30 protein-coding genes and 1 pseudogene are annotated in these 25,340 nt (G+C 72.3%); 13 read left to right on the top strand and 18 right to left on the bottom strand.

Annotated elements, in window-relative coordinates; translation table 11 throughout:
* Nucleotides 1-128 precede the first annotated feature (128 nt).
* The 4 genes from FB454_RS30725 to FB454_RS30710 all read left to right on the top strand — a co-directional run bounded on the left by FB454_RS30725 (nucleotide 129) and on the right by FB454_RS30710 (nucleotide 2,669).
* Nucleotides 129-962: a hypothetical protein gene (locus FB454_RS30725; protein ID WP_013283760.1), complete on the top strand. Its 834-nt coding sequence runs from the start codon at nucleotides 129-131 to the stop codon at nucleotides 960-962.
* A 170-nt stretch (nucleotides 963-1,132) separates the two neighbouring features.
* The gene (locus FB454_RS30720) at nucleotides 1,133-1,468 is read left to right on the top strand and encodes a YkvA family protein (protein WP_013283759.1); all 336 of its coding nucleotides are present in this window, start codon (nucleotides 1,133-1,135) and stop codon (nucleotides 1,466-1,468) included.
* A gap of 29 nt (nucleotides 1,469-1,497) precedes the next feature.
* The gene (locus FB454_RS30715; protein ID WP_030272890.1) at nucleotides 1,498-1,911 is read left to right on the top strand and encodes a pyridoxamine 5'-phosphate oxidase family protein; all 414 of its coding nucleotides are present in this window, start codon (nucleotides 1,498-1,500) and stop codon (nucleotides 1,909-1,911) included.
* A 146-nt stretch (nucleotides 1,912-2,057) separates the two neighbouring features.
* Complete coding sequence (locus FB454_RS30710) at nucleotides 2,058-2,669, top strand: C39 family peptidase (protein WP_145824008.1); 612 nt, start codon at nucleotides 2,058-2,060, stop codon at nucleotides 2,667-2,669.
* 98 nt (nucleotides 2,670-2,767) lie between these two features.
* Here FB454_RS30710 and FB454_RS30705 read toward each other — a convergent pair whose 3' ends face one another.
* Nucleotides 2,768-2,950, bottom strand: a complete 183-nt coding sequence (locus FB454_RS30705; RefSeq protein ID WP_013283756.1) for an antitoxin — start codon at nucleotides 2,948-2,950, stop codon at nucleotides 2,768-2,770.
* Nucleotides 2,951-3,080: 130 nt separating this feature from the next.
* On the opposite strand from FB454_RS30705, the gene FB454_RS30700 reads away from it, so the two are divergent.
* Entirely contained in the window at nucleotides 3,081-4,232 is a 1,152-nt protein-coding gene (locus FB454_RS30700; RefSeq protein WP_071096997.1) for an AI-2E family transporter, read from the top strand.
* Between the two features lie 12 nt (nucleotides 4,233-4,244).
* Here the strand turns inward: FB454_RS30700 and FB454_RS30695 are convergent, their stop codons facing one another.
* Nucleotides 4,245-4,898: a dienelactone hydrolase family protein gene (locus FB454_RS30695; protein ID WP_030272895.1), complete on the bottom strand. Its 654-nt coding sequence runs from the start codon at nucleotides 4,896-4,898 to the stop codon at nucleotides 4,245-4,247.
* Nucleotides 4,899-5,307: 409 nt separating this feature from the next.
* Between FB454_RS30695 and FB454_RS30690 the strand changes: the two genes are divergently transcribed.
* The 3 genes from FB454_RS30690 (at nucleotide 5,308) to FB454_RS30680 (ending at nucleotide 6,298) form a co-directional block, all read left to right on the top strand.
* Nucleotides 5,308-5,700: a MerR family transcriptional regulator gene (locus tag FB454_RS30690; protein WP_013283752.1), complete on the top strand. Its 393-nt coding sequence runs from the start codon at nucleotides 5,308-5,310 to the stop codon at nucleotides 5,698-5,700.
* Nucleotides 5,670-6,017 (top strand): thioredoxin, encoded by a 348-nt coding sequence (gene trxA, locus FB454_RS30685; RefSeq protein ID WP_013283751.1) that lies wholly within the window; start codon nucleotides 5,670-5,672, stop codon nucleotides 6,015-6,017. Before FB454_RS30690 ends, trxA begins: the two co-directional genes overlap by 31 nt.
* 101 nt (nucleotides 6,018-6,118) lie before the next feature.
* Nucleotides 6,119-6,298 carry a hypothetical protein gene (locus FB454_RS30680; RefSeq protein WP_071097001.1) on the top strand — a complete coding sequence of 60 codons (180 nt, stop codon included), beginning with the start codon at nucleotides 6,119-6,121 and terminating at the stop codon, nucleotides 6,296-6,298.
* A 42-nt stretch (nucleotides 6,299-6,340) separates the two neighbouring features.
* Here the strand turns inward: FB454_RS30680 and FB454_RS30675 are convergent, their stop codons facing one another.
* The 6 genes from FB454_RS30675 to FB454_RS30650 are packed head-to-tail and all read right to left on the bottom strand — an operon-like array spanning nucleotide 6,341 to nucleotide 12,405.
* A complete protein-coding gene (locus FB454_RS30675) occupies nucleotides 6,341-8,713 on the bottom strand; it encodes a glycoside hydrolase family 65 protein (RefSeq protein WP_013473772.1) in 2,373 nt (790 codons plus the stop codon).
* Nucleotides 8,710-9,462, bottom strand: a complete 753-nt coding sequence (locus FB454_RS30670; protein WP_013283748.1) for a beta-phosphoglucomutase family hydrolase — start codon at nucleotides 9,460-9,462, stop codon at nucleotides 8,710-8,712. The genes FB454_RS30675 and FB454_RS30670 overlap by 4 nt, the downstream gene beginning before the upstream one ends.
* Before the next feature lie 47 nt (nucleotides 9,463-9,509).
* Nucleotides 9,510-9,977, bottom strand: coding sequence for a DUF4442 domain-containing protein (locus tag FB454_RS30665; protein ID WP_013283747.1), 468 nt, complete (start codon nucleotides 9,975-9,977; stop codon nucleotides 9,510-9,512).
* Nucleotides 9,978-10,025: 48 nt separating this feature from the next.
* Nucleotides 10,026-11,090, bottom strand: coding sequence for an ABC transporter permease (locus FB454_RS30660; protein ID WP_013283746.1), 1,065 nt, complete (start codon nucleotides 11,088-11,090; stop codon nucleotides 10,026-10,028).
* Nucleotides 11,087-11,995, bottom strand: coding sequence for an ABC transporter ATP-binding protein (locus FB454_RS30655; protein ID WP_013283745.1), 909 nt, complete (start codon nucleotides 11,993-11,995; stop codon nucleotides 11,087-11,089). Before FB454_RS30655 ends, FB454_RS30660 begins: the two co-directional genes overlap by 4 nt.
* Nucleotides 11,992-12,405 (bottom strand): GntR family transcriptional regulator, encoded by a 414-nt coding sequence (locus tag FB454_RS30650; RefSeq protein ID WP_013283744.1) that lies wholly within the window; start codon nucleotides 12,403-12,405, stop codon nucleotides 11,992-11,994. Before FB454_RS30650 ends, FB454_RS30655 begins: the two co-directional genes overlap by 4 nt.
* A 109-nt stretch (nucleotides 12,406-12,514) precedes the next feature.
* Between FB454_RS30650 and FB454_RS30645 the strand changes: the two genes are divergently transcribed.
* Nucleotides 12,515-13,039: a hypothetical protein gene (locus tag FB454_RS30645; protein ID WP_013283743.1), complete on the top strand. Its 525-nt coding sequence runs from the start codon at nucleotides 12,515-12,517 to the stop codon at nucleotides 13,037-13,039.
* A gap of 84 nt (nucleotides 13,040-13,123) precedes the next feature.
* Here the strand turns inward: FB454_RS30645 and FB454_RS30640 are convergent, their stop codons facing one another.
* On the bottom strand, nucleotides 13,124-14,080 hold the full coding sequence (locus FB454_RS30640) for a sulfotransferase family protein (protein WP_083791300.1): 957 nt from the start codon (nucleotides 14,078-14,080) through the stop codon (nucleotides 13,124-13,126).
* Between FB454_RS30640 and FB454_RS35565 the strand changes: the two are divergent.
* A pseudogene (locus FB454_RS35565) lies at nucleotides 14,079-14,783 on the top strand (nucleoside/nucleotide kinase family protein); the annotation flags it as partial. The gene FB454_RS30640 and the pseudogene FB454_RS35565 overlap by 2 nt on opposite strands.
* Nucleotides 14,784-14,810: 27 nt before the next feature.
* On the top strand, nucleotides 14,811-15,191 hold the full coding sequence (locus FB454_RS35560) for a YybH family protein (RefSeq protein WP_357237007.1): 381 nt from the start codon (nucleotides 14,811-14,813) through the stop codon (nucleotides 15,189-15,191).
* A gap of 12 nt (nucleotides 15,192-15,203) precedes the next feature.
* Here FB454_RS35560 and FB454_RS30630 read toward each other — a convergent pair whose 3' ends face one another.
* From FB454_RS30630 to FB454_RS30620, 3 genes are read right to left on the bottom strand one after another with little or no spacing between them, the layout of a single operon-like run.
* Nucleotides 15,204-16,115 (bottom strand): aminoglycoside phosphotransferase family protein, encoded by a 912-nt coding sequence (locus tag FB454_RS30630; protein WP_145824006.1) that lies wholly within the window; start codon nucleotides 16,113-16,115, stop codon nucleotides 15,204-15,206.
* Nucleotides 16,112-16,300, bottom strand: coding sequence for a DUF397 domain-containing protein (locus tag FB454_RS30625; protein WP_145824005.1), 189 nt, complete (start codon nucleotides 16,298-16,300; stop codon nucleotides 16,112-16,114). The genes FB454_RS30630 and FB454_RS30625 overlap by 4 nt, the downstream gene beginning before the upstream one ends.
* Nucleotides 16,291-17,091, bottom strand: coding sequence for a helix-turn-helix domain-containing protein (locus FB454_RS30620; protein WP_091332031.1), 801 nt, complete (start codon nucleotides 17,089-17,091; stop codon nucleotides 16,291-16,293). The genes FB454_RS30625 and FB454_RS30620 overlap by 10 nt, the downstream gene beginning before the upstream one ends.
* Before the next feature lie 157 nt (nucleotides 17,092-17,248).
* Between FB454_RS30620 and FB454_RS30615 the strand changes: the two genes are divergently transcribed.
* Complete coding sequence (locus tag FB454_RS30615) at nucleotides 17,249-17,518, top strand: hypothetical protein (RefSeq protein WP_013283737.1); 270 nt, start codon at nucleotides 17,249-17,251, stop codon at nucleotides 17,516-17,518.
* Nucleotides 17,515-17,862, top strand: coding sequence for a hypothetical protein (locus tag FB454_RS30610; RefSeq protein ID WP_145824004.1), 348 nt, complete (start codon nucleotides 17,515-17,517; stop codon nucleotides 17,860-17,862). Before FB454_RS30615 ends, FB454_RS30610 begins: the two co-directional genes overlap by 4 nt.
* 47 nt (nucleotides 17,863-17,909) lie before the next feature.
* On the opposite strand, the gene FB454_RS30605 is transcribed toward FB454_RS30610, so the two are convergent.
* The 6 genes from FB454_RS30605 to FB454_RS30580 all read right to left on the bottom strand — a co-directional run.
* Nucleotides 17,910-19,223, bottom strand: coding sequence for an ABC transporter ATP-binding protein (locus tag FB454_RS30605; protein ID WP_145755364.1), 1,314 nt, complete (start codon nucleotides 19,221-19,223; stop codon nucleotides 17,910-17,912).
* Between the two features lie 157 nt (nucleotides 19,224-19,380).
* Nucleotides 19,381-21,564: a bifunctional glycosyltransferase/CDP-glycerol:glycerophosphate glycerophosphotransferase gene (locus FB454_RS30600; protein WP_013283734.1), complete on the bottom strand. Its 2,184-nt coding sequence runs from the start codon at nucleotides 21,562-21,564 to the stop codon at nucleotides 19,381-19,383.
* Between the two features lie 16 nt (nucleotides 21,565-21,580).
* Nucleotides 21,581-23,482 (bottom strand): DUF5941 domain-containing protein, encoded by a 1,902-nt coding sequence (locus FB454_RS30595; protein WP_091330323.1) that lies wholly within the window; start codon nucleotides 23,480-23,482, stop codon nucleotides 21,581-21,583.
* A complete protein-coding gene (locus FB454_RS30590; protein ID WP_013283732.1) occupies nucleotides 23,479-24,222 on the bottom strand; it encodes an ABC transporter ATP-binding protein in 744 nt (247 codons plus the stop codon). Before FB454_RS30590 ends, FB454_RS30595 begins: the two co-directional genes overlap by 4 nt.
* Nucleotides 24,223-25,050 (bottom strand): ABC transporter permease, encoded by an 828-nt coding sequence (locus tag FB454_RS30585; RefSeq protein WP_013473754.1) that lies wholly within the window; start codon nucleotides 25,048-25,050, stop codon nucleotides 24,223-24,225.
* Between the two features lie 65 nt (nucleotides 25,051-25,115).
* Nucleotides 25,116-25,340 (bottom strand): L-serine ammonia-lyase, iron-sulfur-dependent, subunit alpha (locus FB454_RS30580; protein WP_186461695.1); only part of this gene is annotated, 225 nt, incomplete at its 5' end.

Here is a 25,340-nt window from a genome sequence, read left to right as displayed (position 1 = left end):
GGTCCCACGGGCCGCACGCCTCGCGCCCTGCCGCGCGTCCCGTCGCGTCCGAGTCACGACGCGCACCCGCCCGGATGTCCGGGCCACAACCGTCGATCGTCCTACGTTCCACCCACGAGGTGCTGGTAATGCAGACCGTCTTCTCCTCCGTCCTGCCCGACATGCCCGCGGCCGCCGTGATCTGGCTGGTCCTGCTCGCCGTGGCCGCGACAGTGGTCGCCGCGCTGATCGTCCGCCCGTCCCGGTTCCGTTCGGAACTGGTCGACCGGATCAGTGACGCCGCCCGCCCGAGCAGCATCGAACGCGCCGAGCGCGCCCGCGTACGGGACCAGGAGAGGATCCGCTACGCCGACGAGGTGGCAGTGGCCGCCTCCCGTGCGACGGCGACCGCCGAGCGGAGCCGCGCCGAGTGGCTGACCGCCCAGGAGGAGGCCGAGGCTGCCTGGCAGGCGTACCAGGCGGCCGAGGAGGACGTCCGGCGCCTGACCGCCGCCGCGGCGCTGCCGCTGCCCCGGACCGCCCGGACCCCGGCCGAGTACGCGGACCGGGAGCGCTGGCTGCACCGGGCCGCGATGGACGCCCAGTGGCGCGACGAGATCACGGTGCGGCAGCTCAGCGACATCCTCGGCGGCAACGGCTGGGATCCGAGCCGGCACCCGGTGGAGCAGGAACTGCTGCTGCGCCGGCTCGTCCGGGACAACATGGCGGCACGGCACCGGGCCGCCGCGCAGCGGGAGCAGGCCGCCTGGCAGACCGCCGAGCTGGCCGCGGCGGCGGCGCAGAGCCTGCGCGACGAGGCGTTCGCGGCGCTGCACCCGGTCGCCGAGCCGCAGACGGAACTCTCCATCGTCGGGTTCGCCGGGCCCGAGGCCACCCGGGAACTGCCGACCGGAACGGCGAGCCCCGAGGTCACCCGCGAGCTGCCGCCCGTGGCTCGCGGCCGGGCGGCCGTCGCGGCCTGAAAACCCGTCACCGGCAGCGGCCTGAAAGCCCGTCACCGGCAGCGGCCCGACAGGCCGTCGCCCGGCAGCGGCCCGACAGGTCGCCGCCCGGTGCGGGCGCCGAAGGCGAGCGCCCCCGCGGCGGGGACGACCGCCGCGCGTGGCGGGCTCGGCTCGGCTAGCGTGGTGGCGTGTCCCGTGAAGCCTGGGTGCTGGTCGTCCTCGCCGCCGTCCTCGCGGCGGCCATGCTGGCCGGGGCGGTGCTGCTCGCCATCCGGGTGGTCCGCACCCGCCGCATGCTCGGCGCGCTCGGCGCCGGTGGCAAGGTCGCGTTCTACGGCGCGCTGATCTACACGATCCTGCCGGTGGACCTGCTTCCCGACCCGATCTACCTGGACGACATGGGCGTGCTGGCCGGCGCACTGTTCTACCTGGGCCGGCTGGTCGCCAAGCACCGCGCCGAGCAGCGGGCCGCCGGGGAATCCCCGGTGGCGACGTTGCCGCCCGGCGCGGCGCCCCGCCGCTGAGACGTCACCGCACGGAACGAGGAGACGACATGGCGGCACGGCATCGGTTGGATCCGAGCGACGAACGGGTGGCCCGCTTCTTCGCGGATCGGCACCTCGCCACGCTCACCACACCGCGTGCCGACGGCACCCCGCACGTCGTACCCGTGGGGGTGACCTTCGACCCCGCCACCCGGCTGGCCCGGGTGATCACCTCAGCCGGGTCGGCCAAGGCCCGGCACGTCGCGGCGGGCGGGCCGGACGGCGTCCCGGTCGCGGTGTGCCAGGTCGACGGCCGCTGGTGGCTGACCGTGGAGGGCCGGGCGGTGCTGCGCCGCGACCCGGAGTCGGTGGCCGAGGCCGAGCGCCGGTACGCCGAGCGCTATCGCACGCCGCGTCCGAATCCGGAGCGGGTGGTCATCGAGATCGCGGTGACAGGGCTGCTGGGAAGCCTGCCCGGCTGAGGCGTCTGTCCGGTTCCGCGGTGGCTCCGGTCACGCCCGGAAATGGGCTGCCGAGGCAGGGCGGTTGAACTCTCCGTACGCCGAGCGCCACTCCTGGTGCCGCGTCTCCCGCACGGAGCCGTCGACCCCCGAATGGAGCCTCGACCATGAACCCGATCATCCGTAAGTGTGTGCTGTCCGTCGCCGGTCTGGCCGCGGCCGGCGGTGCCGTCGCCGGTCCGGCCGCCGCCGCCCACGCCGCCCCGGTCAAGGGCAAGGGTGACCGCGCCGCCGACTACGAGTACCAGGCACAGCCGAACTTCTTCTACTGCGGTCCCGCCTCGACCCGGATCGCGCTGTCGGCCGAGGGCAAGGACGTGAGCCAGGACGAGCTGGCCGCCAAGCTCGGTACCACCGAGAACGGCACCGACTCGGCCATCGACATCACCCGGGTCCTGAACGAGTACACAGGTGGCAAGTACCGGACCACCGAGATCCGCGAGGACGTGGCCACCCGGGAGCAGGTGGACCGCCTGCGCACGGACATCCGTACCGCTGTGGACGACGACCGGCCCGTGGTGGCGAACATCCTGGGCGGCGCCCGGGACGTCGACGGGGTGGAGCACAGCTACCCCGGCCACTACGTGACAGTCGTGCGGTACGAGGGCGACGGCGACCGGGTGCTGATCGCGGACCCGGCCCGGCCGGACGTGCCGACGTACTGGATGGACGTGACCGAGCTGGCCAACTGGATCGCCGGCCGCGGTTACAGCTCCTGACGGACGGGCCGGTCTCCCCTGTGGAGGCCGGCCCGACACGACGGCGGCCACGCTCCCCACAGGGGGGTGGCCGCCGTCGTGTCCGAAGCGGGTGTACGTCAGCGACCGGTGTCGCCTTCGCCGGTGCGCTGCTGCGCCATGTCGACGCCCTTGTCGATCTGGTTGTCGTACTTGCCGCCGGTGCGCTTGTCCGCAGCGTCACCCGCCTTCTCGATGCCCTGGTCGACCTGCTTGTCGTGCTTGTCCGCGAAGTCCTTGGCCTTGTCCATGAAGTCGCTCATGTCGGATCTCCCTTCGATACGTTGAATGCCTTCCCTAAGGCCGGGGGTACAAACGCCGGGTGGGCGGTTGCGGCCCTGGTGTCGGATCGGCTCGCGTCGGGTACCAACGGCCTCGATCGAGGAGGGCGACGTGGACGACGACGCTGGTATACCCGGGCGGGCACCGACCGCCGGACCGCGGCAGACCTGGGCCGGACTGCCCTGGCCGGTACGGACGGCGGTCACCTGGAGCGCCTGCCTGCTGGTGGTGACGGCCGGGCTGTGGCTGCTGGGGCAGATCGCCGTGCTGCTCGCGCCGCTTGCGGTGGCGCTGGCCGGCACGCTCTTCCTCGCCGCGCTGCTCGACCCGGTCCTGGTACGCCTGCGCCGGCTGCGGGTGCCGGCCGGGGTCGCCGCGCTGCTGAGCATCCTGCTGCTGCTCGGCATCCTGGGCGGTGCCGGCGTCCTGGTCTGGAACCTCACGGCGAGCCAGTTCGGCGAGCTGAGCCAGCAGCTCGACGAGGGGTTGCAGCGCACCCGGGACTTCGTCACGTCCAGCCTGCCGGTCACCGACCAGCAGCTCGACCGGCTCGTGGAGCAGATCCGGCAGGGCCTGAGCAGCGGTGCGCCCGACCCGGTCGCCGGGGCACGCAAGGTCGCCGAGGTCGCGGGCGCGGTGCTGCTCGCCCTGGTGCTGCTGTTCTTCCTGCTCAAGGACGGCCGCTCGATGTGGCGCTGGGTGCTGCGCCGGCTGACCGGCCCGCGCCGGGAGCTGACCGCCGAGGCGGGACGGGCCGGCTGGCGGACGCTCGGCGCGTACAGCCGGGGCACGATGATCATCGCGGCCATCGACGCCATCGGCATCGGGCTGGCCCTGGTCGTGTTGCGTGTCCCGCTGGCCCTGCCGCTCGCCCTGATCACGTTCCTCGGCGGGTTCGTACCGATCATCGGCGCCACGGTGGCCGGTGCGGTGGCGGTACTCGTCGCGCTCGCCGCGAACGGCCCCACCACCGCGCTGCTGACGCTGGCCGCGGTGATCGCCGTGCAGCAGATCGAGGGCAACCTGCTGGAACCACTGGTCATGCGGCGGCAGGTGCAGCTGCACCCGGCGGTCATCCTGGTGGTGGTCACCGCCGGCACGCTCGTGGCCGGGGTCGCCGGGGCGTTCGTGTCGGTGCCGATCGCGGCGGTGCTGTGGCGGGTGCTGGACACCGTGCAGCGGCACCGCGCCGCCGAGCGGAACGGCACCGGCGTTCCCGCACCGACCGCCGACCCGGGCCGCGCCGCCGAGGCAGCGGGCTGATTCCGCCGCCGGTCAGGCGGGGTGCGGCTGGCGCAGGTGCGTGGTGAACCACGTACCTGCCTGGTCGGCCACCTGCTCCAGCGTGCCGGGCTCCTCGAACAGGTGCGTGGCACCGGGCACGATCCGCAGCTCGGCCACCTCGCCCAGCGCGTCCCGGGCCTGCTCGTTGAGCACGATCACCTGCTCGTCCAGGCCGCCGACGAGCAGCAGCGTCGGTGCGCGTACCGCAGTCAGTGAGCTGCCGGCCAGATCGGGCCGGCCGCCGCGGGAGACCACAGCGCCCACCCGGTCCGGCCGGGCCGCGGCGGCGACCAGCGCGGCGGCGGCGCCGGTGCTGGCGCCGAACAGCCCGATCGGGAGCCTCCCCAGTTCCGGGTCGGAGCCCATCCAGTCGACGATCCCGGCGAGGCGCTCGGCCAGCATGCCGATGTCGAAGCGCAGCTCGGCGGTGATCTCGTCCCGGGCCTCCTCGTCGGCGGCCAGCAGGTCGACGAGCATCGTGCCGAGCCCGCGCTCGTTGAGTGCACGCCCGACGGCCATGTTGCGCGGGCTGTGCCGCGAGCTGCCGCTCCCGTGCGCGAACAGCACCACCCCACCGGCTCCCGCCGGCACCACCACGTCCCCGACGAGTCCGCCGTCCACCACAGGCACCGAAACCTCACGCATTCCCCTCACCGCCCCTCCCGCTCTCTCTCCCCCTCCCCCCACGCATACCCCCCACCCCGACGATCATGAAGTTGACGGCCCAGAAAGCGCTCCCCCACCCCGCCAACTTCATGATCAATCCCACCGGGGAAGGCCCCGGGGCAGATCTTGGTACGGAACGGCCCCTGGAGGGGCCATTCCGTACCAAGATCCACAAGGGCAGCACCCCAACCCCGCACCCCGCCCCGGACAGGGTTGATCATGAAGTTGGCGGCAGATTCCGAGATCGAAAACGCCGCCAACTTCATGATCGACGGGGACAGCGGGGAAGCCCGGGGGACAGCGGGGGGGAAAGCGCACGCGTGCGGGTTGCGTTGACGTCGGCGGCAAGGTTTAGCGTCAACCTGGCAGTGAGGGACGGGGGCGGCGGATGCGGATCGGGGAGCTGGCGCAGCGGGCCGGTACGAGCACCCGCACCCTGCGCTACTACGAGGCCCACGGGCTGGTCCGGCCGAACCGGTCCGCCAACGGGTACCGGGTCTACGACGAGGCGGAACTACGTGTCGTCCGTGAGATCCGCTCCCTGCTGGCGATCGGCTTCGGCCTGGACGACATCCGCCCGTTCGTCGCCTGCCTGCGCGCCGGAAACGACTCCGGTGACGTCTGCCCCGATTCGGTGGCGGTGCTGCGGCGCAAGCTCGCCGAGGTGGACGACTACCTCGACCGGCTGGGTGACGTCCGCCGCCGGCTGCACGACCAGCTCGCCCACGCGATCGCCCAACGGGAGGAAACATGCCTCAGGACACGGGGACCGGCCGGCTGAACCCGGTCACCGACGACACCTTCGCGGCCACAGTGCTGGCCGCCGACCGGCCGGTGGTGGTGGACTTCTGGGCCGAGTGGTGCCCGCCGTGCCGGGTGGTGTCGAAGCACCTGGCCGAGCTGGCCGAGGAGTTCGGCGACGCGCTGCGCTTCGTCACTCTCAACACCGACGAGAACCCGGCCACCGCACGCGCCCACCGGATCATGTCCGCGCCGACCATGCTGGTGTTCCGGGGCGGTGAGGTGGTCGGCTCGATCGTCGGCTCCCGCCCCAAGGACCACCTGCGGCGCAGCTTCGCCCAGCACGTGGACGGCTGAGCCCTCGCCTGGACGGCTGAGCCCTCGCCTGGACGGTTGAGCCGCCGCCGGGCGGGAACGCGCCGGGTGACCACGGACCCCGACCGATCGCGAGGATCGTCATGGCGAAACAGGACAGGTCCCGGGAACAGGAACTCACCGACCAGGAACGCCGTAAGCAGGAGCTGAAGGACTCGCCGGACTGGGCCGACCGCGCCTCGACGGCGCGCACGTCCGACGATCCGCGGGCCACGGCGCCGCGCGACGCCGGCGGGCGTCCGTCCAACGGCCGCCAGTTCTGAGGTACGCGTACCGAGCGGTCCCGCCCTTCGTGGCGGGGCCGCTCACTCCATGCGTTCGGGCAGGTGCATCAGCGGCGCGCGGCCCTGCGGCTGCTCCGGTTGCGGCCCCCTCGGGTGTGTCGGCGGCACCGCCACGGTGACCGGCTGCGCGGAGGTGACCTGCAGCGGCTCGCCGTGGTGCCGCAGCTCCACTACGGTGTCCGGGCCGCCGTTGCGCAGCGAGTACGTCGTCTGGTGCGGCCGGACGTCGACCCGCAGCCGCATCCCGTGCCACTGGAGCGAGAACTCCAGGCGGCTGAGGCGGCTGGAGAGCCGGGGCGCGAAGGAGAGCATCCCGTCGTGGTCCCGCAGCCCGCCGAACCCGGCGACGAGCGCGATCCAGGCACCTGCGAGTGATGCCATGTGCACGCCGTCGCGGGTGTTCTCGTTGAGGTCGTGCAGGTCCATCAGCGCGGCCTCGCGCAGGTAACGGTGGGCCAGTTCGAGGTAGCCGACCTCGGCCGCCAGCACCGCCTGGGTGCAGGCGCTCAGCGACGAGTCGCGTACGGTGCGCCGCTCGTAGTAGACGAAGTTGCGCAGTTTCTCTGCGGCGCTGAACGCGTCGCCCCGCCAGTGCATGGCGAGCACCAGGTCAGCCTGCTTGACGACCTGCTTGCGGTAGAGGTCGAAGTACGGGTAGTGCAGCAGCAGCGGGTATTTCTCCGGCGGCGTGTGCTCGAAGTCCCACTCCTGGAAGCGGGTGAATCCCTCCACCTGCTCGTGCACCTCGGTCTCCGCGTCGTACGGGACGTGCATGTCGTTCGCGGCGTCCCGCCAGGCGGCGGCCTCCTCCTCGGTGACGCCGAGGTCGAGCGCCTGGTCCCGGTAGCGCATCGCGCAGTCCGCGGCGGTACGCAGGTTCCGCTGCGCCATCAGGTTGGTGTAGACGTTGTCGTTCTTCACCGCCGTGTACTCGTCCGGGCCGGTCACGCCGTCGATGTGGAACCGTCCGGCGCGGTCGTGGTGGCCGAGCGAACGCCACAGCCGGGCGGTCTCGATCAGCAGTTCCAGCCCGATCTCCCGTTCCAGCGCCTCGTCGCCGGTGACCAGCACGTAGCGGCGCAGCGCGTCGGCGACGTCGGCGGCGATGTGGAACGCGGCGGTGCCGGCGGGCCAGTACGCCGACGACTCCGGCCCTTCGATGGTGCGCCACGGGAAGGCGGCGCCTTCGAGGTTCAGCGTTCGGGCGCGTTCCTGGGCCTGCGCCAGCGTGTCGTACCGCCACTGCAACGCGTCCCGCACCGCGCCGGGCTGCGTGTACGTGAGCACCGGCAGCACGAACATCTCGGTGTCCCAGAACGCGTGGCCGTCGTACCCCGGGCCGGTGAGGCCCTTGGCCGAGATCGGCCGCCGTTCCGCGCGGGCGCCGGCCTGGAGGACGTGGAAGAGGCCGAACCGGACGGCCTGCTGCACCTCGGGGTCGCCTTCGACGCGCACGTCGGCGGCGTCCCAGAACGCGTCCAGGTATTCGCGCTGGGCCCGGCGCAGCCCGTCCCAGCCGTCGAGCCGGGCCGCTGCGAGCGCCGCGCCGACCTGGTCGCGCAGCGCCGGGAGGGAGCGGCGGCTGGACCAGCCGTACGTGAGGTACTTGACCACCCGCAGCGTCTGGCCGGGCTTGAGCACGCAGCCGATGGTGGTGCGGACCCAGTCCTCGTACCCCTCGCTCTCGATCGTGGTGCGTTCGGGCCCGTCCACGTCGTGGCCCATCGCGGCGGCGACCCGCAGGCCGCTGACCTTGGTGCGGTGGATGAGCTGGCCGCCGTCGTCGGTGGTCAGCTCCTCCTCGGCCTGCAACGGCGACTCCAGGACGGCGGCGACCCGCGGGTCGCGGCTCTGCGGCGGCAGCGACTCGTTGGCGACCAGCTCGGACTGGAGGATCAGCCGCAGCGGCCCGTCGACCGGCTCGACCTCGTAGTGGATGGCCGCCACCGAGCGCTGGGTGAACGACACGAGCCGGGTGGTGCGGACCTTGACCTCGCGGCCGGCCGGGGAGCGCCAGTGCAGTTCCCGCTGGAGCGTGCCGGCGCGCATGTCGAGGACCCGCTCGTGGGCGAGCAGTTCGCCGTAGCGCACGTCGAGCGGCTCGTCGTCGACGAGCAGCCGGATCAGCTTGCCGTTCGTGACGTTGACGATGGTCTGCCCGGATTCGGGGAATCCGAAGCCGGCTTCCGCGTAGGGCAGCGGGCGCAGCTCGTAGAACGAGTTCAGGTAGGTGCCGGGCAGCCCGTGCGGCTCGCCCTCGTCGAGGTTGCCGCGCAGCCCGATGTGCCCGTTGGACAGCGCGAACACCGACTCGGACTGGGCCAGCACGTCCATGTCGAGCTGCATCTCCCGGACGTGCCAGGGCTCGACCGGGTACGCCCGTTCCCGGATCACGCGGCCGGCTCCGGGGCGAGCAGGTCGGCGAGGTCGGTGACCACCACGTCGGCGCCGTGCGCCAGCAGCTCGTCGGCCTGGCCGACCCGGTCGACGCCCACCACGTACCCGAATCCGCCGGCCCGCCCGGCGGCGACGCCGGCGAGGGCGTCCTCGAAGACGGCGGCCTGCGACGGTCCGACGCCGAGCAGCCGGGCGCCTTCCAGGAACGTGTCCGGGTGCGGTTTGCCGCGTAGCCCGTGCGCGCGGGCGACCACGCCGTCCACCCGTGCCTCCAGCCAGCGGTCCAGTCCGGCGGCGTGCACCACGGCGGCGCAGTTGGCGCTGGCCGAGACGACAGCGCGGCGCAGTCCGGCCGTGGTGGCCGCCTCCAGGTAGCGCACCGAGCCCTCGTACACCTCGACGCCGTCGTGCTCGATCCGCTGGAGCAGGACGACGTTCTTGCGGTTGCCGAGGCCGTTGACGGTGTCCGCCTCGGGCGGGTCGTCCGGCGATCCCTCGGGCAGCGTGATGCCGCGCGAGGCCAGGAATGTGCGCACCCCGTCGGCGCGCGGTCTGCCGTCCACGTACCGGTTGTAGTCCGGTCCGCTGTCGAACGGGTGGAACGGCTCGCCGGTTTCGGCCGACCGGCGTCGCAGGTACGCGTCGAACGTCTCCGCCCAGGCGGCGTTGTGCACCTTGGCGGTCTGCGTCAGCACACCGTCCAGATCGAAGAGACAAGCGTTCACGTGCGCGGGGAGGCCCAGCATCGCTTGAATCTATCCAGCCCTCGCCCCGGGCAAACCCCGTTCGGGGCTCAGCGGTTCGGGCGGAGCGTCCAGATCACTGTGAGCGAGGAGGTGAGCGTGCCGTCCTCGGTGTGGACCTCCACCTCGACCGGGAACTCCGGCCGCCGCCCGGCGTCCAGCTCCGCAAGCACCTCGGCGGGTACGCCGCCGAGCCGCGCGGTCGCCAGCACCGGCCCCACCGCCACCTTGCGGTAGCGGATGGTCGCGGTCACGGCCAGGGGTACGGCCCGGTCGAGCGCCTGCCCGAACGCGGCCAGGACAACCGCGCCCGAGGCGGTCTCCCCCAGCGTGAACATGGCTCCGGCGTGCGGGCCGCCCACGTGGTTGTGGTGCGCCGGGTCGTCGGGGAGCCGGACCACGGCCCGGACTCCGCCCTCGGCCTCGGGCGCCACCTCGACGAACTCGATTCCGAGCGTGCGGGCGAACGGCACGGCGTCGAGGAGACCGGCCGCCACCTGGCGAGAGTCGATGCTCATGCCCGAACGCTACTCGCCAGTAACAACACCGGCAAGGCCGATCCCTGTTCAGCCCGCGCTCAGGTCGGTACGGCGGACGATCCACCAGACGACGAGGAGCGCCAGCGCGGTCAGGCCCAGATAGCCGCCGGCGACGATCAGGTGGAACTCGGGGATCCGGCTGCCCGGCTGGTACTGGAGGTGCTGCTGAAGGTTGTGCTCGACGAAGCAGGCGAGCGTCCGGCCGGTGCCGTTGTCGGGCGGGCAGAGGCGTTGCAGCTCGACCCCGGTGAGCTCACGCCCGGAGGCGTCGAACGCGCCGGACGGCCCGTCGATCCCGTAGTCGATCATGCCGCCCTTGACGACCAGGGCGTTGTCGCGCAGCACACCCACGCCCGGCCCGCCGATGACGCGGTGCGCGGTCAGCGGCTCCATCAGCGTGGGGTAGCGCCACCGGACGAGATAGGTCAGGCCGACGAAGCCGACGATCACGCCGAACACGGCCGGGAGCGTGCGCTTGATCGCGGCGCCGAGCGCGACACCGACCGCGAACCAGCAGAGGCTGATCACCGCCGGAAGCATCGCGGTGTTGAGGAACGGCCCGTACTCGAACAGGCTCACCGGTGCGACCCGGGCCTGGAGTCGCTCCAGGTGGTCGCTGACACCGGCGACGGCCGAGGTCACCGCCGCCACGAACAGGCCGAGCAGGGCCAGCCGGGTCCAGAGCCACCGCTGCGGGGAGACGTCCTGGCTCCAGGCCAGCAGCAGGGTGCGCTGCTCGTGTTCCCTGGTCAGCACCGGGACGCCGACGAACACACCGATCAGCAGCGGCATCCACTGCACCACCTGCGACAGCACGGCCAGCGTCAGGACCAGGCCGGATGAGCCACCGAGCCGCCGGCCCTGCGGCGACTCCTCCGCGCAGAACGTCTCGTGACACTGGTGCCACAGGCTCGTCAGCTCCACCGACAGGTAGGTCATCCAGCCCACCAGGACCGCGGCCAGGACCAGCGTGCCGATCACCGTCCAGCGGTGCTGACGCCAGGTCAGCCAGAGCAGACCGCGTACGCCCCCGGCGTACCCGGGGTCGCTCCGGCGGTTCGGGGGTGCGGACAGCTGGCCGACCGGGCTCATGCGGCTGCCTCCCGCTCGTGCGGCGCGGCGGCCGACGCTCTGAGATGGGTCAGGATCAGCTCGTCCAGGGTGATGGGCTGGGCGGTCCAGCCGGGTGCCACGACGGCGTGGGCCGCCGGTGTCGCCGGCCGCCGGAGGACGAAGGTGGACTGGCGGCCGGTGTGCTGCGCCTGGACGACCGTGCCCGGCCCGGGTGGCTGGTCGGCGCGGGGCCCGGTCAGCCGGACGTGGCTGTCGAGGAGTTCCTCGACGTCGCCGGCGAGGACGGGCCGGCCGGCGTCGAGCAGCAGCAGGTGGTCACCGACGCCGCTCAGCTCGGCGACGATGTGGGTCGACAGCATGACAGTCATGTCGTCGTCGGCGACCTCCGCCAGCAGCTCGCCTGTCACCTCGACGCGGGCCAGCGGATCCAGGTTCGCGAGGGGTTCGTCCAGCAGCAGCACCGCGGGGCGGGAGCCGAGCGCGACCGCCAGCGCGACCTGCGCCCGCTGCCCGCCGGACAGCTTGCCGCAGCGGCGGTCCAGCGGGACGGCGAAGCGGTCGAGCCATGACAGCGCCCGCCGCTGGTCCCACACCCGGTTCGTCGAGCGGCCGAAGCGGAGCATGTCCGACACGGTGAAGTCGCGGTAGAGCGGCTTGTCCTGGGCCAGGATCGCCACCCGGCTGCCACCGTCGGCGGACCCGCCCCGCACCACCTGCCGGCCGTGCACCGACACCGTGCCGCCGGTGGCCGCCAGGGTGCCGGCGATGATGCTCAGCAGCGTCGACTTGCCCGCGCCGTTCGCGCCGACCAGCGCGACGACCCGGTTGGCGGGCAGCGCGAACGAGCACTCCCGCAGCGCCCACACGGCGCCGTAGCGCCGGCTCAGGTCACGCGCCTCGACGGCGACCGGCTCGCCGCTCACGCCGCGCCCTCCGCGTTGTCTCTCCTCGCGGGTGCCGCGTTCGCCGCGATCACGGAGGCGAGCAGCGCCTGGACGTCCTCGTCCTCCAGACCGGCCTCCCGGGCCTGGCCGAGCCACCGGGCCAGGCTGCCGCGCAGGCGGGCCATGACGTGGGGATCGGCGTGCCCGAGCGTCCCGCTGACGAACGTGCCCGCGCCCTGCCTCGCCTCCACCAGGCCGGACAGCTCCAGCTCCCGGTAGGCCTTGAGCACAGTGGTCGGGTTGACGGTGCACGCGGTCACCACGCTGCGCACGGTGGGGAGCTGGTCCCCGGGCCGCAGCGTCCCGATCCGCAGCGCCTCACGGACCTGCCGCACCAGCTGGGCGTACGCGGGGACGCTGCTGGACCGGTCGACATGAAAGTTGATCACCCTGGTGACCCTCCGTCAGATTGTTATGGTTAAGTAGAACACCAGTTAAGCGACATGGCAACGACCGGACGGCGTTTCGGAGGCTGCCGACTCCGGGTAGCGAGTGGCCATGAACCGCGATCTCGCGCGCGGGCTGACGGTGGCGTGGGCGCTGCCGGAGTTCCGCGACGGGCTGCGTCACCTCGTCGACCTCGACGAGGTGACGGTGCTGCTGGCCGCGCTGTCCCTTCCGGACCGCGACCGCGAGGTCGAGCGCAGCGCCCTGGGCCTGCTGCGGTCCGGGCTCGACAGCACCGAGGTCCGGGAGGCGGTGTTGCTGCTGCTGGAGCGGGACACCGTACGCCGGCCGCTCGTCGCCGCGGCGGTGGAGCCGCTCGCCAACCGGCCCGGCCTGGTCACCGCCGTCACGTCCGCGACCGAGGACCCCGGGGTACGCCACGAGGTACGGGCGATGCTGGACAGCGCCGGCGTACGCGAGCTGATCTGGCGGGCGGTCGACGATCAGGTTGGCGACAACCGGTTCGGGCTGATCCGCCGGGCGGCGGTGCTGTTCGTCAGGCACCCGAGCGCACGGCGCCTGGGGTGGGCGCTCCGCCGGCACGGCGTGCTCCGCGAACTGCGCCACAGGGCGTGACACCTGATCTGCGGTTGCCCGGTCGTGTCACCTCCGAGATCTTCGGGCCCTACTGTCCCGGCTCCTGCTGAGGTCGCTCGGCCGTCACTCGTATCCCATCGCGGGGATGATCTCGCCCAGTTCCCGCTCGACGTACGCGCGGGTGTCGGCGTCGAACTGGTCGTCGCGGTGCGCGAGCTTGTCCGCCTGGAACGTCGACGCGGTGACGGCGTCCTCGACGCCGAGCCGTTCGAACAGGGCCCGCCGCTGCCCGGGCCAGTCGGCCGCCAGGTCCTCCGCCTTCACCTCGACGTATCGCCGGCTCGTCAGGTCGGCCGCGTTCCTCCAGGCCAGCCACCTGTCGTAGACCGGCAGCAGGTAGGCCAGCGCACCGTCGACCGTGGACGGAGCCCACGGCTGGGCCAGGTGGGAGGCGAGCACCGAGATCGGGTGACGCTTGATGTGCACGATCGTCGCCTCGGGCACCAGTTCCCAGAGGAAGTCCAGGTAGAAGAGGTTGAACGGCGTCTTCTCGCACCAGGTCGGCTTGCCCGCGTCGGCCGCCGCCCCGCCGAACAGGGTGTCGACCAGGCCCCGCAGGACGCCGATCAGTTCGCTCCGGTCACGGAAGTACCTCGGGACGACCCGCCGTCGGCTGGCCGGCCCGAACGGCCCGGCGGGCCGGTCGCCGTCGCCGAAGCCCTCCGCGGGCGCGGGCTCCTCGAAGGCGTGCGCGATCACCTGCGGCCAGAGCCGGTGTACGGCGTCCCGATAGCGCCGCTCGCCGACCAGCTCGGGCACGGTCTTGCCACGGTCGTCACGCCGGCCGGGCGCGCGTACGGTGAGGAAGTCGCTCAGCCGGTGCAGGGCGTCCTCACCGACGATGGGGTCGTACCGGTCGGTGAGCGCGTCGGCCAGATCCCGCAGGCCGCCCGGTTCGACGAGGAACTTGGTCTCCATGGGGATCCGGTGGATCAGCGGATGCTGGCCGATGACGTCGGCGATCCGCGACGTGCCCGAACGGCCCGTGCCCGCGACGAAGACCGGTGAGGGGGACGGCATGGACGGCAGTCAAACTCCCGGCCCGGCGCAGGGGCAATCCAATTATCCCCGCCGCGATCAGCTGATCGCTCTCCTGGCCGACGCGGTCGGGTCCGTCACAGTGGCGCACCCGACGCGGGTCGCCGTCGACGGGCCGCCCGCCGCCGGAAAGACCACGCTCGCCGACGAGTTGGCCGCCGTCCTGCGCGCCCGCGGCCGGTACGTCATCCGGGCGACAGTCGACGACTTCCTCTTCCCCCGGCATCGGCGCTACCGACGGGATGAGTTCTCGGCGCAGGGCTGCTACGTCGACACCCACGACCACGGGACGCTGAAGCGGGTGCTGCTCGATCCGCTCGGCCCGGGCGGCGATCGACGCTTCCGGCGCACGGCCTACGACCACGCCACCGACGCGGTGCTGTCCCCGCCGCTCACCACCGCTCCCGCCGACGCCGTGCTGGTGTTCGACGGCGTCTTCCTCCTGCGCCCGGAACTGCTCGACCGGTGGGAGCTGCGGGTGCTCGTGTCGACCGCGCCGGACCGTACCGTGGAGCGTGCGGTGGTCCGGGAGAGCCCGGTGTCGTCCCGGGCCGACGTCGAACGGCGCTGGCGGGAGCGTTACCTGCCCGCCCAGCGGCTCTACTTCGCCACGGCCCGCCCGGCCGAGCACGCCCACGTCGTCGTGCACAACGACGATCCCCGGCAGCCGATCTGGGAGACCCGGACCCACCCGGATGGCAGGCTGGCGACCATGGACAGGAATCGGGTGGCCGCCTGGATCGCGGCGTACGAGCAGGCGTGGCGCACACCGGGAACGGCGGCGCTCGGCACGATGTTCACCTCCGACGCGAGCTACCGGCAGGGGCCGTACCGGGATCCGGTCGTCGGCCTGCCCGCCATCACCCGCATGTGGGACAGCGAGCGCGACGGACCCGACGAGGTCTTCGAGATGACATCGGAGATCGTTGCGGTCGACGGCGACACCGCTGTGGCACGGGTGCAGGTCCGGTACGGCGACCCCGTCCACCAGGAGTGGCGCGATCTCTGGATCATGCGGTTCGCCGAGGACGGCAGGTGCCTGTCGTTCGAGGAGTGGCCGTTCGCGCCGGAGAAGCGGGCCGCCGCCGGGTGAGAGACCGGCCGTCTAGTCTGCGGATATCTCCCCGAGAACGCGTTGCGCCTCGGCCGACTCCTCCGCGTCCTCGGGGTCGTCGACGGTGCGGGAGTAGGTGGACAGCGTCTTCCAGAGCGCCCAGCCACGTCCGCGCGCCCAGGTCGCGTCGTCCACCGACAGTCGCTCGCGGAATGCCGCCCGGCCCTCGACGCTCAGCAACGTCCAGGCGATCGCCAGGTCGCAGGCCGGGTCACCGACGCCGCATGTCCCGAAGTCGATGACGGCCGCCAGCCGGCCGTGCGCGAGCAGCAGGTTTCCCGAGGCGATGTCGCCGTGGAACCAGCGGTCCACCCCGTCCCAGCGGGCGCCGACCGCCCGCGCCCAGATCTCGCGTACCAGCGCGGCATCGACGCGGCCGTCCAGCGCCAGGAGCGCATGCTCGACCTTCTTGTCGTACGTGCGCAGCGTGCCGCCCCGGAACCAGTTGTGGACGCCCGGCTGCGGACCACCGGCGGCGTCAACGTCCTGCAGGGCCGCGAGGAATCCGGCCAGGTCGAGGGCGAACCGCACCGGGTCGGCGATCCGGTCCACGGCCGCGGTCTCGCCGTCGAGCCAGCGGTAGATCGACCACGGATACGGGTAGCCCGCACCCGGCTCGCCCTTCGCCAGCGGCGCGGGGATGGGCAGCGGCAGCCGATCGGCGAGGGCCGGGAGCCACAGGTGTTCCTTGTCGACGGCCAGGGCGTACTCGGCAGCGCTGGGCAGGCGCACCAGCAGCTCGGGGCCGAGGTGGAAGGTCCAGTTGTCCCAGCCACCCTTGGCGACCGGTTCGATCCGGAGGTCGGCCAGGTACGGGAACTGGTCGGCTACCAGGCGACGCACCTGCTCCACGCCGACGGCGGTGCGCCGTGGCGGGGGACCGAGATCCGGTACGTCACTCACGCCCGTTTGGTGTACGCGACGAACGCCGCCCAGCTCGACGGCGTGAACGTCAGCGCCGGCCCCTGCCGGTCCTTGCTGTCCCGCACCCCCACCACACCGGGCAGGTTGTCCGCCACCTCGACGCAGTCGCCGGAGTTGCCGCTGCTGCGGGTGCTCTTGCGCCAGATCGCGCCGGTCAACTCCATCGTTTCGCCGCCTCCGTGATCGCCGCCAGGGTCGCCCCGTGCGGCATAGCTTCCGCGCGCACCGACTCCCAGGTTTGCCGAAGTGATTTTACGTCCGCGTGCCGCTCCACAATCGTGCCGTGCAACTGGTTGTCCAGGTAGCCCACGTCGTCACCGTCAGCGGGGGTCGCGAGCACGAAAGCACCGTTGAGCCCTGGATAGGCACCGACCGTTTCCGGCACCAGGTGCAGGTGCACGCGAGGCCGCCGACCCACCTCGACCAGATGCGCCAGCTGCTCCCGCATCACCTTGGGGCCGCCGACGGCGCGAGTGAGCACCGAATGGTCGAGCACTGCCACGAACTGCGGCGGAGCCGGGCGGTCCAGCACCACCTGCCGCGCCATCCGTGCGGCCACCTGCTGCTCCATAGCATCACCGACAAGTGGGCTAGCGCCCTCGTGCAGCGCGCGGGCGTACTCCTCGGTCTGCAACAGGCCGGGCACCACCAGCGGTTGGAAGCTACGCAGTGAGGCAGCTTCCTGCTCGATGCTCACCCACTCGCGGAACCACGGCATCAGCGCCTCCTGCATCAGCGCGTCCCGGATCCGCACCAGCAGGCCGCCGCCGTTCAGCACCTCGTCGCAGCGCTCGGTGAACTCGGCGCGCGGCGCCCGGCGGCACTGCTCGACGGCCGCCACCAGCGACGCCGAATAGCTCACCCGCTCACCCAGCGCCTCCTGGGTCAGCCCGGCATCGGTGCGTAACCGGCGCAGCTCGCCGGCGAACAGTTCCCACAACGGCACACGGATCATCTGCACACCTCTGCACACGGCTGCACACGGAAATCGGCCGGTCGGACGGCCAGGAAGGTGGGGGTGGAACGCCTTCCGACCCTAGCGGCGCGGTGACGAGACTGTCACGCAGTGGAGCCGAATTCGTCCGGTTCCCGCTACCGAGAGGAGTTGCGCCGTGCGACTGCGCTGGTTCCGCTGCCGGGGTGCGTCGGCACCGACACTGCCCCACCGGGTACGGGGCGACAACCTGCCGGAGTGGATGCGGCAGCCGACGCGTCCACTGCCGACGATGGGCCCGGGCCGGGTCGGCAACCTCACCCCGGCCCAGCAGTGGCGGGCGAACGGCGGTCGCTGGTCCGTACCGGAGCAGCGCGGGAACGGCGGCGGCCATCGGTCCGCCCCGGAGAGGCGCCCGGGAGACGGCCACCACGAGGAGCGCCGGTGATCAGCCACCAGCTCGGGCAGCCGCCGGACGGGCCCGGGCCGGATCGCCCCCGGCCGTACCCGTTGCACGCCACCCCGCACACGCCGCTGCGTCCGATGTGGTGTTGCCGGGCCTGCGGCCAGCCGTGGCCGTGCCCGATGGCCCGCCTGCTGCTGCGCAGCGAGTACGAGGACAACCGGATCGGGTTGTCCATCTACCTGTGCGGGCTGCTGTACGAGGCCACGCGCGACCTCTACCGGCTGAACCCGAACGACGCGCCGGCCCCGGCCGACATGTTCGCCCGCTTCGTCGGCTGGGGCCCGTACCGCCGTCACCGGCCCGTCCCTCCGGGCGGCGACTGTTAATAAGGGGCCCTTCCTCTACCGGAGGCGTTAATAGGGTGCCCCTCCTTTCACCGCCAGCCGACGTCGATGCGGTCGCCTCGCTCGTCGAAGAAGTGCAGCGCGTCCATCCGCACCTGCACGGCGAGCGGGTGCCCGGGCGACACCTGCGGGTACGGCGCGAGCCGTACCGCCAGTTCCGCCGGACGACGGTGGTGGCGGCCCGGGTCGGGCAGCACGCTCGTGCGGTTGCCACCGCCCCCGCCCGCCTCCGTGGCCGGGGCGGACGACTCCGCCGCGCGGCCGGTGAGCCGCTGCATCACCTGGTTGAACCGGCGCAGGCCGCGCTGGCCCGGTGCGGCCTGCTCGACCGGCGTGCCCATCTCGTCGACGACGATCGCGGTGGCGCCGATGTCGAGGAACGCGAGCGACTCGTGACCGTGGTGCTCCAGGTAGCGGATACGCCCGTGCAGCACGTCACCGGCGGTGTCCGGGGCGACCGGGGTGAGCGCCTCGGCGCGCATGCCGACCACGATCCGCTCACCGTGGTAGTGCGCCACCGCACGGCTGCGGATGTCGTCCCAGGGCAGGTAGAGCGACTGCTCGCCGAGGTTCAGCGCGACGTACCGGTCGAGGTGGACGTAGACCGACGCCTCCAGCAGGTTCATCCGGGGGCTGCCCAGGAACGCGGCGACGTAGAGCGTCGCGGGACGGCCGTACACCTGGGTGGGGGTGCCCACGTCCTGGAGCACGCCCTTGCGCATGATGGCGACGCGGTCGGCCATGGTGAGCGCCTCGGCCTGGTCGTGGGTGACGTAGATGGTGGTGACGCCCAGCTCGCGGGTGAGGCCGGAGATCTCCGCCCGCAGCTCGGCGCGCAACCCGCTGTCCAGGTTGGAAAGTGGCTCGTCCATGAGGAACAGGCCGGGCCGGCGCACTATCGCCCGCCCCATGGCGACCCGCTGCCGCTGGCCACCGGAGAGCTGGCTGGGCTTGCGCCCGAGCACGTCGCCGATGCCGAGCGCGCTCGCCACGTCCTGGATCCGCTCACCGCGCGGGCCGGGCTCGACGCCGCTCAGGCGCAGCGGGAAGCCGATGTTGTCGCCGACCGTCATGTGCGGATAGAGCGCGAAGTCCTGGAAGACCATGGCGATCTTCCGGTCCCGCGGTGGCAGGTCGTTCGCCAGCTCACCACCGAGCATGATGGCGCCGGAGGACGGATCCTCCAGTCCGGCCACCATGCGCAGCACTGTCGATTTCCCGCAGCCCGACGGGCCGAGCAGCACCATGAACTCGCCGTCGTTGACGTCCAGATTGATGGTGTCGACCGCGACTGTTCCGTCCGGGAACACCTTGGTGACATCCTTGAGCGCGACGGTCGCCACCGCCACCTCCCCAGCTACTCGCCCCAAACCCGGGAATGACTGTGACCAGGATCATCTGATTCGCACATCGGGTAAACGTGCCATGTTCAGCTCGTGACAGTCCTATTAACCGGTATTCGCCGGGCTCCGCAGTTAAGTGACCTGCCGGTAACCACTTTTACGGCGTTTCGCCGAGGAACACGCGGCGCACCACGCGCTCGGCGGCGTGCCCGTCGTCGAGCGCGCAGAACCGCGACCGGAACGCCGTCCGGGCCCGCTCGGCCGCCTCGTCGTCGACCGCGCCGGAACGGAACACGTCGAGCAGGCCGGGGAAGTCCAGCGCGACGGGCCCCGGCGGCTCGGCCAGGAGGTCGAAGTAGACGCCCCGGGCGACCCGGTAGGCGTCCCAGTCCGGCGCGTAGACCACTATCGGCCGGTCCAGCACCGCGTAGTCGAACATCGCCGAGGAATAGTCGGTGACCAGCACGTCCGCCGCCAGGTAGAGGTCCTCCACCCGGTCGTACGCGCTCACGTCCAGCACGCCGTCCGCGGCCGGTCCCCGGGGGTGCCGCTCCCGGTCGTGGAAGTAGTGGCTGCGCATCAGCAGCCGGCCCCGGGGCCCGAGCACGTCGAGCATCCGGTCCGGGTCGAACGGCGGCCGCCACCCGGGCAGGTGCTCGCGGTGCGTCGGCGCGTAGAGCACCACGTACTCGTCGGGTGCGATGCCCAGCGCGGCGCGGACCTGGCCGCGGTCCTCGGCGGTGGCCAGCGCCAGCCGGTCGTTGCGCGGGTAGCCGACCTCCAGCGTGGTGTAGTCCGCCGGGTACGCCCGCTCCCACATCTGCGTGGAGAAGCTGTTCGAGGTGATGCTGTAGTCCCAGCGGTCGACGCGGCGCAGCAGGCCGGCGAAGTTCATCCCCATCGCGCCCACCGGGTAGCGCTGCTGGTCCAGGCCCATCACCTTCACGGGCGTGCCGTGGTGGGTCTGCACGTGCACCGAGCCGGGGCGCTTGCGGACGAAGTCCGGGAAGTTGACGTTGTTGACGAGCCAGCGGGCGCGGGCCAGCACGCGGTGGTACTCGCGGCTGCCGGCCACCACGTACTCGACACCTGGTGGCAACGTGGCCACCCGGTCGCGGCGGACGATCCACACGCCGCGCACCTGCGGGGCGAGCCGTCGGGCCGCCTCGTAGATCGCCGCCGGATTGCACGAGTAGCCCCGGTACCAGTAGGCCGCGTACACGGCGAGCGTCGGGTCGATCGGCCGGTGCAGCTCGGCCCGGTAGTACTCGCCCAGTGCCAGGTCACGGGCCCGCCGGGCGGTACGCCGCACCACCGGCGTCACTCGCCGCCGCGCCCGCCGCGCGGTACGCCGGGCCGTCTCCCCCGCCTGGTGCGCCTCGCGCAACGCGCTGAACGTCCGCCAGCGCCCGGCCGCCACCAGCCGGTGCTTGAGCCCTTCCGGGCCGGGCGGGACCGGGTAGCCCTCGGGCGGCAGGAACCGCACGTAGTCGGCGTGCATCTGGGCGAAGAACGGTGCCCGCAGCTCGGGCGCGATCCGGGCGCCGTTGCCGAGCACCGTGAGGTAGTGCCAGATCATCCGCTCGAAGACGGCCGGTCGCAGCCCGGTCACGTGCCAGCGGTCCATCAGCCCGAACACGCGGTGCCACTGGGCGAAGACCTCGAAGTGCCGGTCCCCCCGGGTCTTCGTGATCGCGCCGGTGCGGCGCTGCCGGTAGTTCAGGCAGATCCGGTCGAGTACGCCGATCCGCCCGGCCGCCATCAGCGCCGGATAGCTGAACGAGACGTCCTCGTACCAGCCCGGCTCGAAACGCAGCCCGCGTTCGAGCAGGAACTCCCGGCGCACCACCCGGTTCCACGCGGTGTGCAGCAGCTTCAGCGTCTCCGGCCGGTCCCGCAGCGTGAACGTCGTCGCGCCGGGCGGGTCGGGGAACACGTCACGCATCGCGCTGCGGGTGCCGATGTTGTTCCAGTGCGCCCGGACGTGATCGACGATCAGCACGTCCGGCGCGGTGTCGCGGAGCCGGTCCGCGACGTGCGGCAGGCAGCCGGGCACCAGCCAGTCGTCCCCGTCGACGAACCACACGTACTCGCCGACGGCCCGGTCCAGCCCGATGTTGCGGGCCGGACCGAGCCCGACGTTCTCGGCGAGGCGTACCGGGCGGACCCGGGGGTCGCGCAGCGCGTACTCGGCCAGGATCTCGCCGCTGTCGTCCGGCGAGGCGTCGTCGACACCGATCACCTCGATGTCGCCGAACGGCTGGCCGAGGATCGAGTCGAGACATTCCCGCAGGTAGCCCTGCACCTTGAAGGCCGGCACGACGAAGCTGATCAAGGTCACCCCGGCCCGCCCTCCGTCAGCCCGGCGAGCGCACACCCCCACGGGCGCGGGCCGGCAGGACCACCCAGGCGAGGACCACGCTCGCGACAAAAACCACGAGAAGGTACGCACCGATTGTAGCTAGAGCGATACTCGCATATCCGGCGATCAGCCCGATTGCCAGCAGCAGCGAACGCCCCGGCCAGCCCAGCGTGGCCGCGTGCAGCGGCGGCGCCGACTGCCGCTTCTCCAGCCGCGCGGTCAGGTCGTAGTGCAGCAGCGTGAGCACCAGGACGTACCCGAAGATCAGCCAGGCCGGGGCCCGGCCCGCCACCCCGACCGCGATGGCGAACAGGTACTCGGCGGCCCGCAACGCGGCCGGCACCAGCCAGTCCAGCGACCCGTCGTGCGGCGCCCGCGACGCCTGCGCGGCCCCCAGCAGCAGCACCAGCGCGAGCACCGGCACGAAGACCGGCAGGTCCCCGCCGCCGTGCACCGCCAGCAGCGCCCACACCAGCGTCCCCGCCGCGCCGAGCGCGCCGAGCACCGCCAGCAGCAGCGGCCGTCGCGCGGTCGGCAGCGTCCGCACCAGCAGGCCGTCGTCACGGTGCAGACCCGCGTCCACAGTGGTCAGCACCGGCACCCGCATCCACCGCGCCCGCAAGGTCCGCAACCCCCCGGTGTACGCGAACGCCAGCGTCCCCCAGACCAGCACCGCGACCAGCGCCACCAGCGGCCCGAACAGCGCGGCGGCGATCGCGATGAGCGCCCACCGTTCACCGATCGGGAACACCACTGTGCGCTTCAGCCAGTACGACACCGAACCGGTGTCCGCCTGCACCCGCGTCGACGCGGCGTTCAGCTTCCCGCCGATGCCGCCCGCGTCGGCGCTCACCACCTTCGGCCGCCGGGCCGCCTCGTCGTGCAGCGCGCCGTACCACGTGTCGGTCATGTGCCGCACTGTCTGCAACGTCATCGCGGCGAGCGCCAGCGCCCAGCCGTACCGGAACCCGGCGTGCGTGGCGCCGAAGCCGAGACCGGCGTAGACCACGTACTCCTTGAACCGGTCGGCCATCGTGTCCAGCCAGCCGCCCCAGGCGCTGAAGTGCCGGGTGTAGCGGGCGAGCTGCCCGTCCACGCAGTCGAGCACGAAACCCAGGTAGAGCAGGACCGCGCCGGCCACCAGCGCGGGCCGTCCACCGGCGCCGAACAGCACCGCCGCGGCCACCGCGAACGCCACCGAGACCATGGTGACCCCGGTCGGGCCGATCCCGATCCGGGCCGCCGCCTTCGTGACGTACGGGGACCAGGTGCTGACGAAGAACGTGGTGAAGAAGTCGTCCCGCTCCTTCACCGACAGCTTCAACTCGGCGCGGTCCTCGTCGACGGCGGCCACCGCCGACTCGGCCGCCACCCGCTGCGCCTCGTCGCCGACCCGGTGCGCCACGAGCAGACGTACCCGATGGGCGAAGATCAGCGTGCCGCGGGCGGCGAGGTCGGCCACGAGCCGGTCCACCGCGTCCAGCGGCCCACCGCCTGCGGCGCGGCGGGCGGCCTCGGCGAGCGCCGGCAGGTCCGCCGCGCCCACCCGCAGCGCGCCGCCGAACACGCCGCTCGCCTCGGCGGCGCCGACCTCGACCACCTGCCCGCGCTCCTCACGCACAGTGGCCTGCCCGGGAGCGGGCGGATCGGTGAGCACCAGCGCCACCGTCGGCCCCACCGGGCTGGTCGCGAGATGCTTGAGTACGGCGGTGTGCGCCACCAGGTCAGCGCCGCTGACCAGCACCGGGCCGGACGCGGCGGCCACCAGATCGGCCAGCTCGGTCAGGTCGGCGGCGATGCGCACGTCGTCCGCCCCGGCCCGCCGCCACTGCGCGGCCAGCCGTTCGGTGAGGTGGCCCGCCGCCGGGTCGGCGGCGAGCACGATCGCGAGCGTCACCGCTTCGCCGCGTCGGCGTAGGCGGCCAGCGCCTCGTCAATCGTCCCGTCGACGATCAGCCGTCCGGCGTCGAGGTAGAGCCCCCGACGGCAGAACCGGGTGAGGTCCTTGTCGTTGTGTGACACCAGCACCAGCGTGCGCCCTTCCGCGAGAAGTCGCTCGATGGTCGCATAGCACTTCGCACGGAACTCCGCGTCCCCGACCGCTGTCACCTCGTCCACAAGCAGCACCGGGTGCGGCAGGTGCGCGATCACCGCGAAACCCAGCCGCACCTTCATCCCCGACGAGTAGTGCCGCACCGACGTGTCGATGGCGCGTTCCACCTGCTCACCGGCGAACGAGACGATCTCGTCGAAGTGCTCCCGCAGGTACGCCGACGACAGCCCGTGCAGCCCGCCCACCAGGTAGAGGTTCTCCCGGCCGGTCAGGTCGCCGGAGAACCCGGCGGACAGTTCGAGCAGCGGCGCCACCCGGCCGTGCACGCGGATCGAGCCCTCGTCCGGGATGAGCACGCCGGCGATCAGCCGCAGCAGTGTGCTCTTGCCGGTGCCGTTGCGGCCCACCACGCCCACCGTCTCGCCCGGCTCGACCCGGAACGACAGGTCACGCAACGGCCAGAACCGGCCCGCGTCCGGGTCGCGGGCACCCCGGTGCACGATCAGCTCCCGCAGCCGCAGCTGACGGCGCCGGTTGCGGACGAACCGGATGCCGAGCCCGTCCGCCTCGATGATCGGGGCCATTCAGAGTTCCTTCAGCACTGCCGGTTCGAGGCGGTGGAACGCCCACCAGCCGAGCGCCAGCACCAGCACACTGCCGGTCACCGTGATCGTGAGCAGCCGGGCATCAGGGAACTCGTCCGGATACCAGACCGCGTGGTGCAGCTGGAAGATCCCGACCAGCGGGTTCAGCTCGTACCCGATCTTGAGCCAGCCCGGCATGCCCGACTCCCGCACCAGGTCGAGCGGGTAGATGATCGGCGTCGCGTAGAACAGCAGCCGGATGACCAGCCGCATCGTGCGTTCGATGTCGCGCATCAGCACGTTGCCCGCCGACAGCAGCAGCGCCAGGCCCACCAGCAGCACGAACTGCACCGCCACCGCCAGCGGCAGCGCGAGCAGGCTCCAGCCGGGGCGGATCTTCCCCTGGCTCGCGTAGATCGCCGCGACGGCGGCCAGGATCGGCAACCCGGCCAGGTACTCGGCGAACCGTCCGGCGACCCGCCCGATCGGGAAGATCGGCCGGGGCAGGTTCATCGTGGTGATCAGCCGGGACTGCCCGGTGAGCGCGTTCGCCGCCTCGGTCAGCGCCGAACTCGCCCACATCCAGGCGAAGATCCCGGTGATCAGGAACAGCGGGTACGACCCGGCCGCCTCGCCGAGGTGCCGCCGGGTCGCGCCGGAATAGAGCACGCCGAAGACGAACCAGTAGATCAGGCCCATGCCGAGCGGCTCGATCAACGACCAGAAGTAGCCCAGCACCGACTGCTGGTACTTCACCGCGAGATCCCGGCGGACCAGGATGCGCAGCGAGGTGCGGGCGGACCAGAGCGCCGCGACGCCTGACGTCACAACGCCATGGTCGCGCTTTTCCGTGCCGGCGCGACGGCCGACAGCGCCGGGTCACCCCAACGGAGTCAGCACTCGATCACGTTGACGGCGAGCCCGCCCCGCGCGGTCTCCTTGTACTTGACCTTCATGTCCGCGCCGGTCTCCCGCATGGTCTTGATGACCTTGTCCAGCGACACGTGGTGCACCCCGTCGCCCCGCAACGCCAGCCGGGCCGCGGTGATCGCCTTGATGCTCGCCACCGCGTTGCGCTCGATGCACGGAATCTGCACCAGGCCACCCACCGGATCGCA

The sequence above is a fragment of the Micromonospora sp. CNZ297 genome (assembly GCF_007827625.1).
This window is presented reverse-complemented; position numbering and strand designations above follow the sequence as displayed.

Excerpts from the sequence above, each read along its gene's own strand:
- FB454_RS30725 (WP_013283760.1), top strand. The coding sequence starts at position 129 with ATGCAGACCGTCTTCTCCTCCGTCCTGCCCGACATGCCCGCGGCCGCC.
- FB454_RS30715 (WP_030272890.1), top strand. The coding sequence starts at position 1,498 with ATGGCGGCACGGCATCGGTTGGATCCGAGCGACGAACGGGTGGCCCGC.
- FB454_RS30710 (WP_145824008.1), top strand. The coding sequence starts at position 2,058 with ATGAACCCGATCATCCGTAAGTGTGTGCTGTCCGTCGCCGGTCTGGCC.
- FB454_RS30705 (WP_013283756.1), bottom strand. The coding sequence starts at position 2,950 with ATGAGCGACTTCATGGACAAGGCCAAGGACTTCGCGGACAAGCACGAC.
- FB454_RS30695 (WP_030272895.1), bottom strand. The coding sequence starts at position 4,898 with ATGCGTGAGGTTTCGGTGCCTGTGGTGGACGGCGGACTCGTCGGGGAC.
- FB454_RS30690 (WP_013283752.1), top strand. The coding sequence starts at position 5,308 with ATGCGGATCGGGGAGCTGGCGCAGCGGGCCGGTACGAGCACCCGCACC.
- trxA (WP_013283751.1), top strand. The coding sequence starts at position 5,670 with ATGCCTCAGGACACGGGGACCGGCCGGCTGAACCCGGTCACCGACGAC.
- FB454_RS30680 (WP_071097001.1), top strand. The coding sequence starts at position 6,119 with ATGGCGAAACAGGACAGGTCCCGGGAACAGGAACTCACCGACCAGGAA.
- FB454_RS30670 (WP_013283748.1), bottom strand. The coding sequence starts at position 9,462 with ATGCTGGGCCTCCCCGCGCACGTGAACGCTTGTCTCTTCGATCTGGAC.
- FB454_RS30665 (WP_013283747.1), bottom strand. The coding sequence starts at position 9,977 with ATGAGCATCGACTCTCGCCAGGTGGCGGCCGGTCTCCTCGACGCCGTG.
- FB454_RS30660 (WP_013283746.1), bottom strand. The coding sequence starts at position 11,090 with ATGAGCCCGGTCGGCCAGCTGTCCGCACCCCCGAACCGCCGGAGCGAC.
- FB454_RS30645 (WP_013283743.1), top strand. The coding sequence starts at position 12,515 with ATGAACCGCGATCTCGCGCGCGGGCTGACGGTGGCGTGGGCGCTGCCG.
- FB454_RS30640 (WP_083791300.1), bottom strand. The coding sequence starts at position 14,080 with ATGCCGTCCCCCTCACCGGTCTTCGTCGCGGGCACGGGCCGTTCGGGC.
- FB454_RS35560 (WP_357237007.1), top strand. The coding sequence starts at position 14,811 with ATGGACAGGAATCGGGTGGCCGCCTGGATCGCGGCGTACGAGCAGGCG.
- FB454_RS30625 (WP_145824005.1), bottom strand. The coding sequence starts at position 16,300 with ATGGAGTTGACCGGCGCGATCTGGCGCAAGAGCACCCGCAGCAGCGGC.
- FB454_RS30620 (WP_091332031.1), bottom strand. The coding sequence starts at position 17,091 with ATGATCCGTGTGCCGTTGTGGGAACTGTTCGCCGGCGAGCTGCGCCGG.
- FB454_RS30590 (WP_013283732.1), bottom strand. The coding sequence starts at position 24,222 with ATGGCCCCGATCATCGAGGCGGACGGGCTCGGCATCCGGTTCGTCCGC.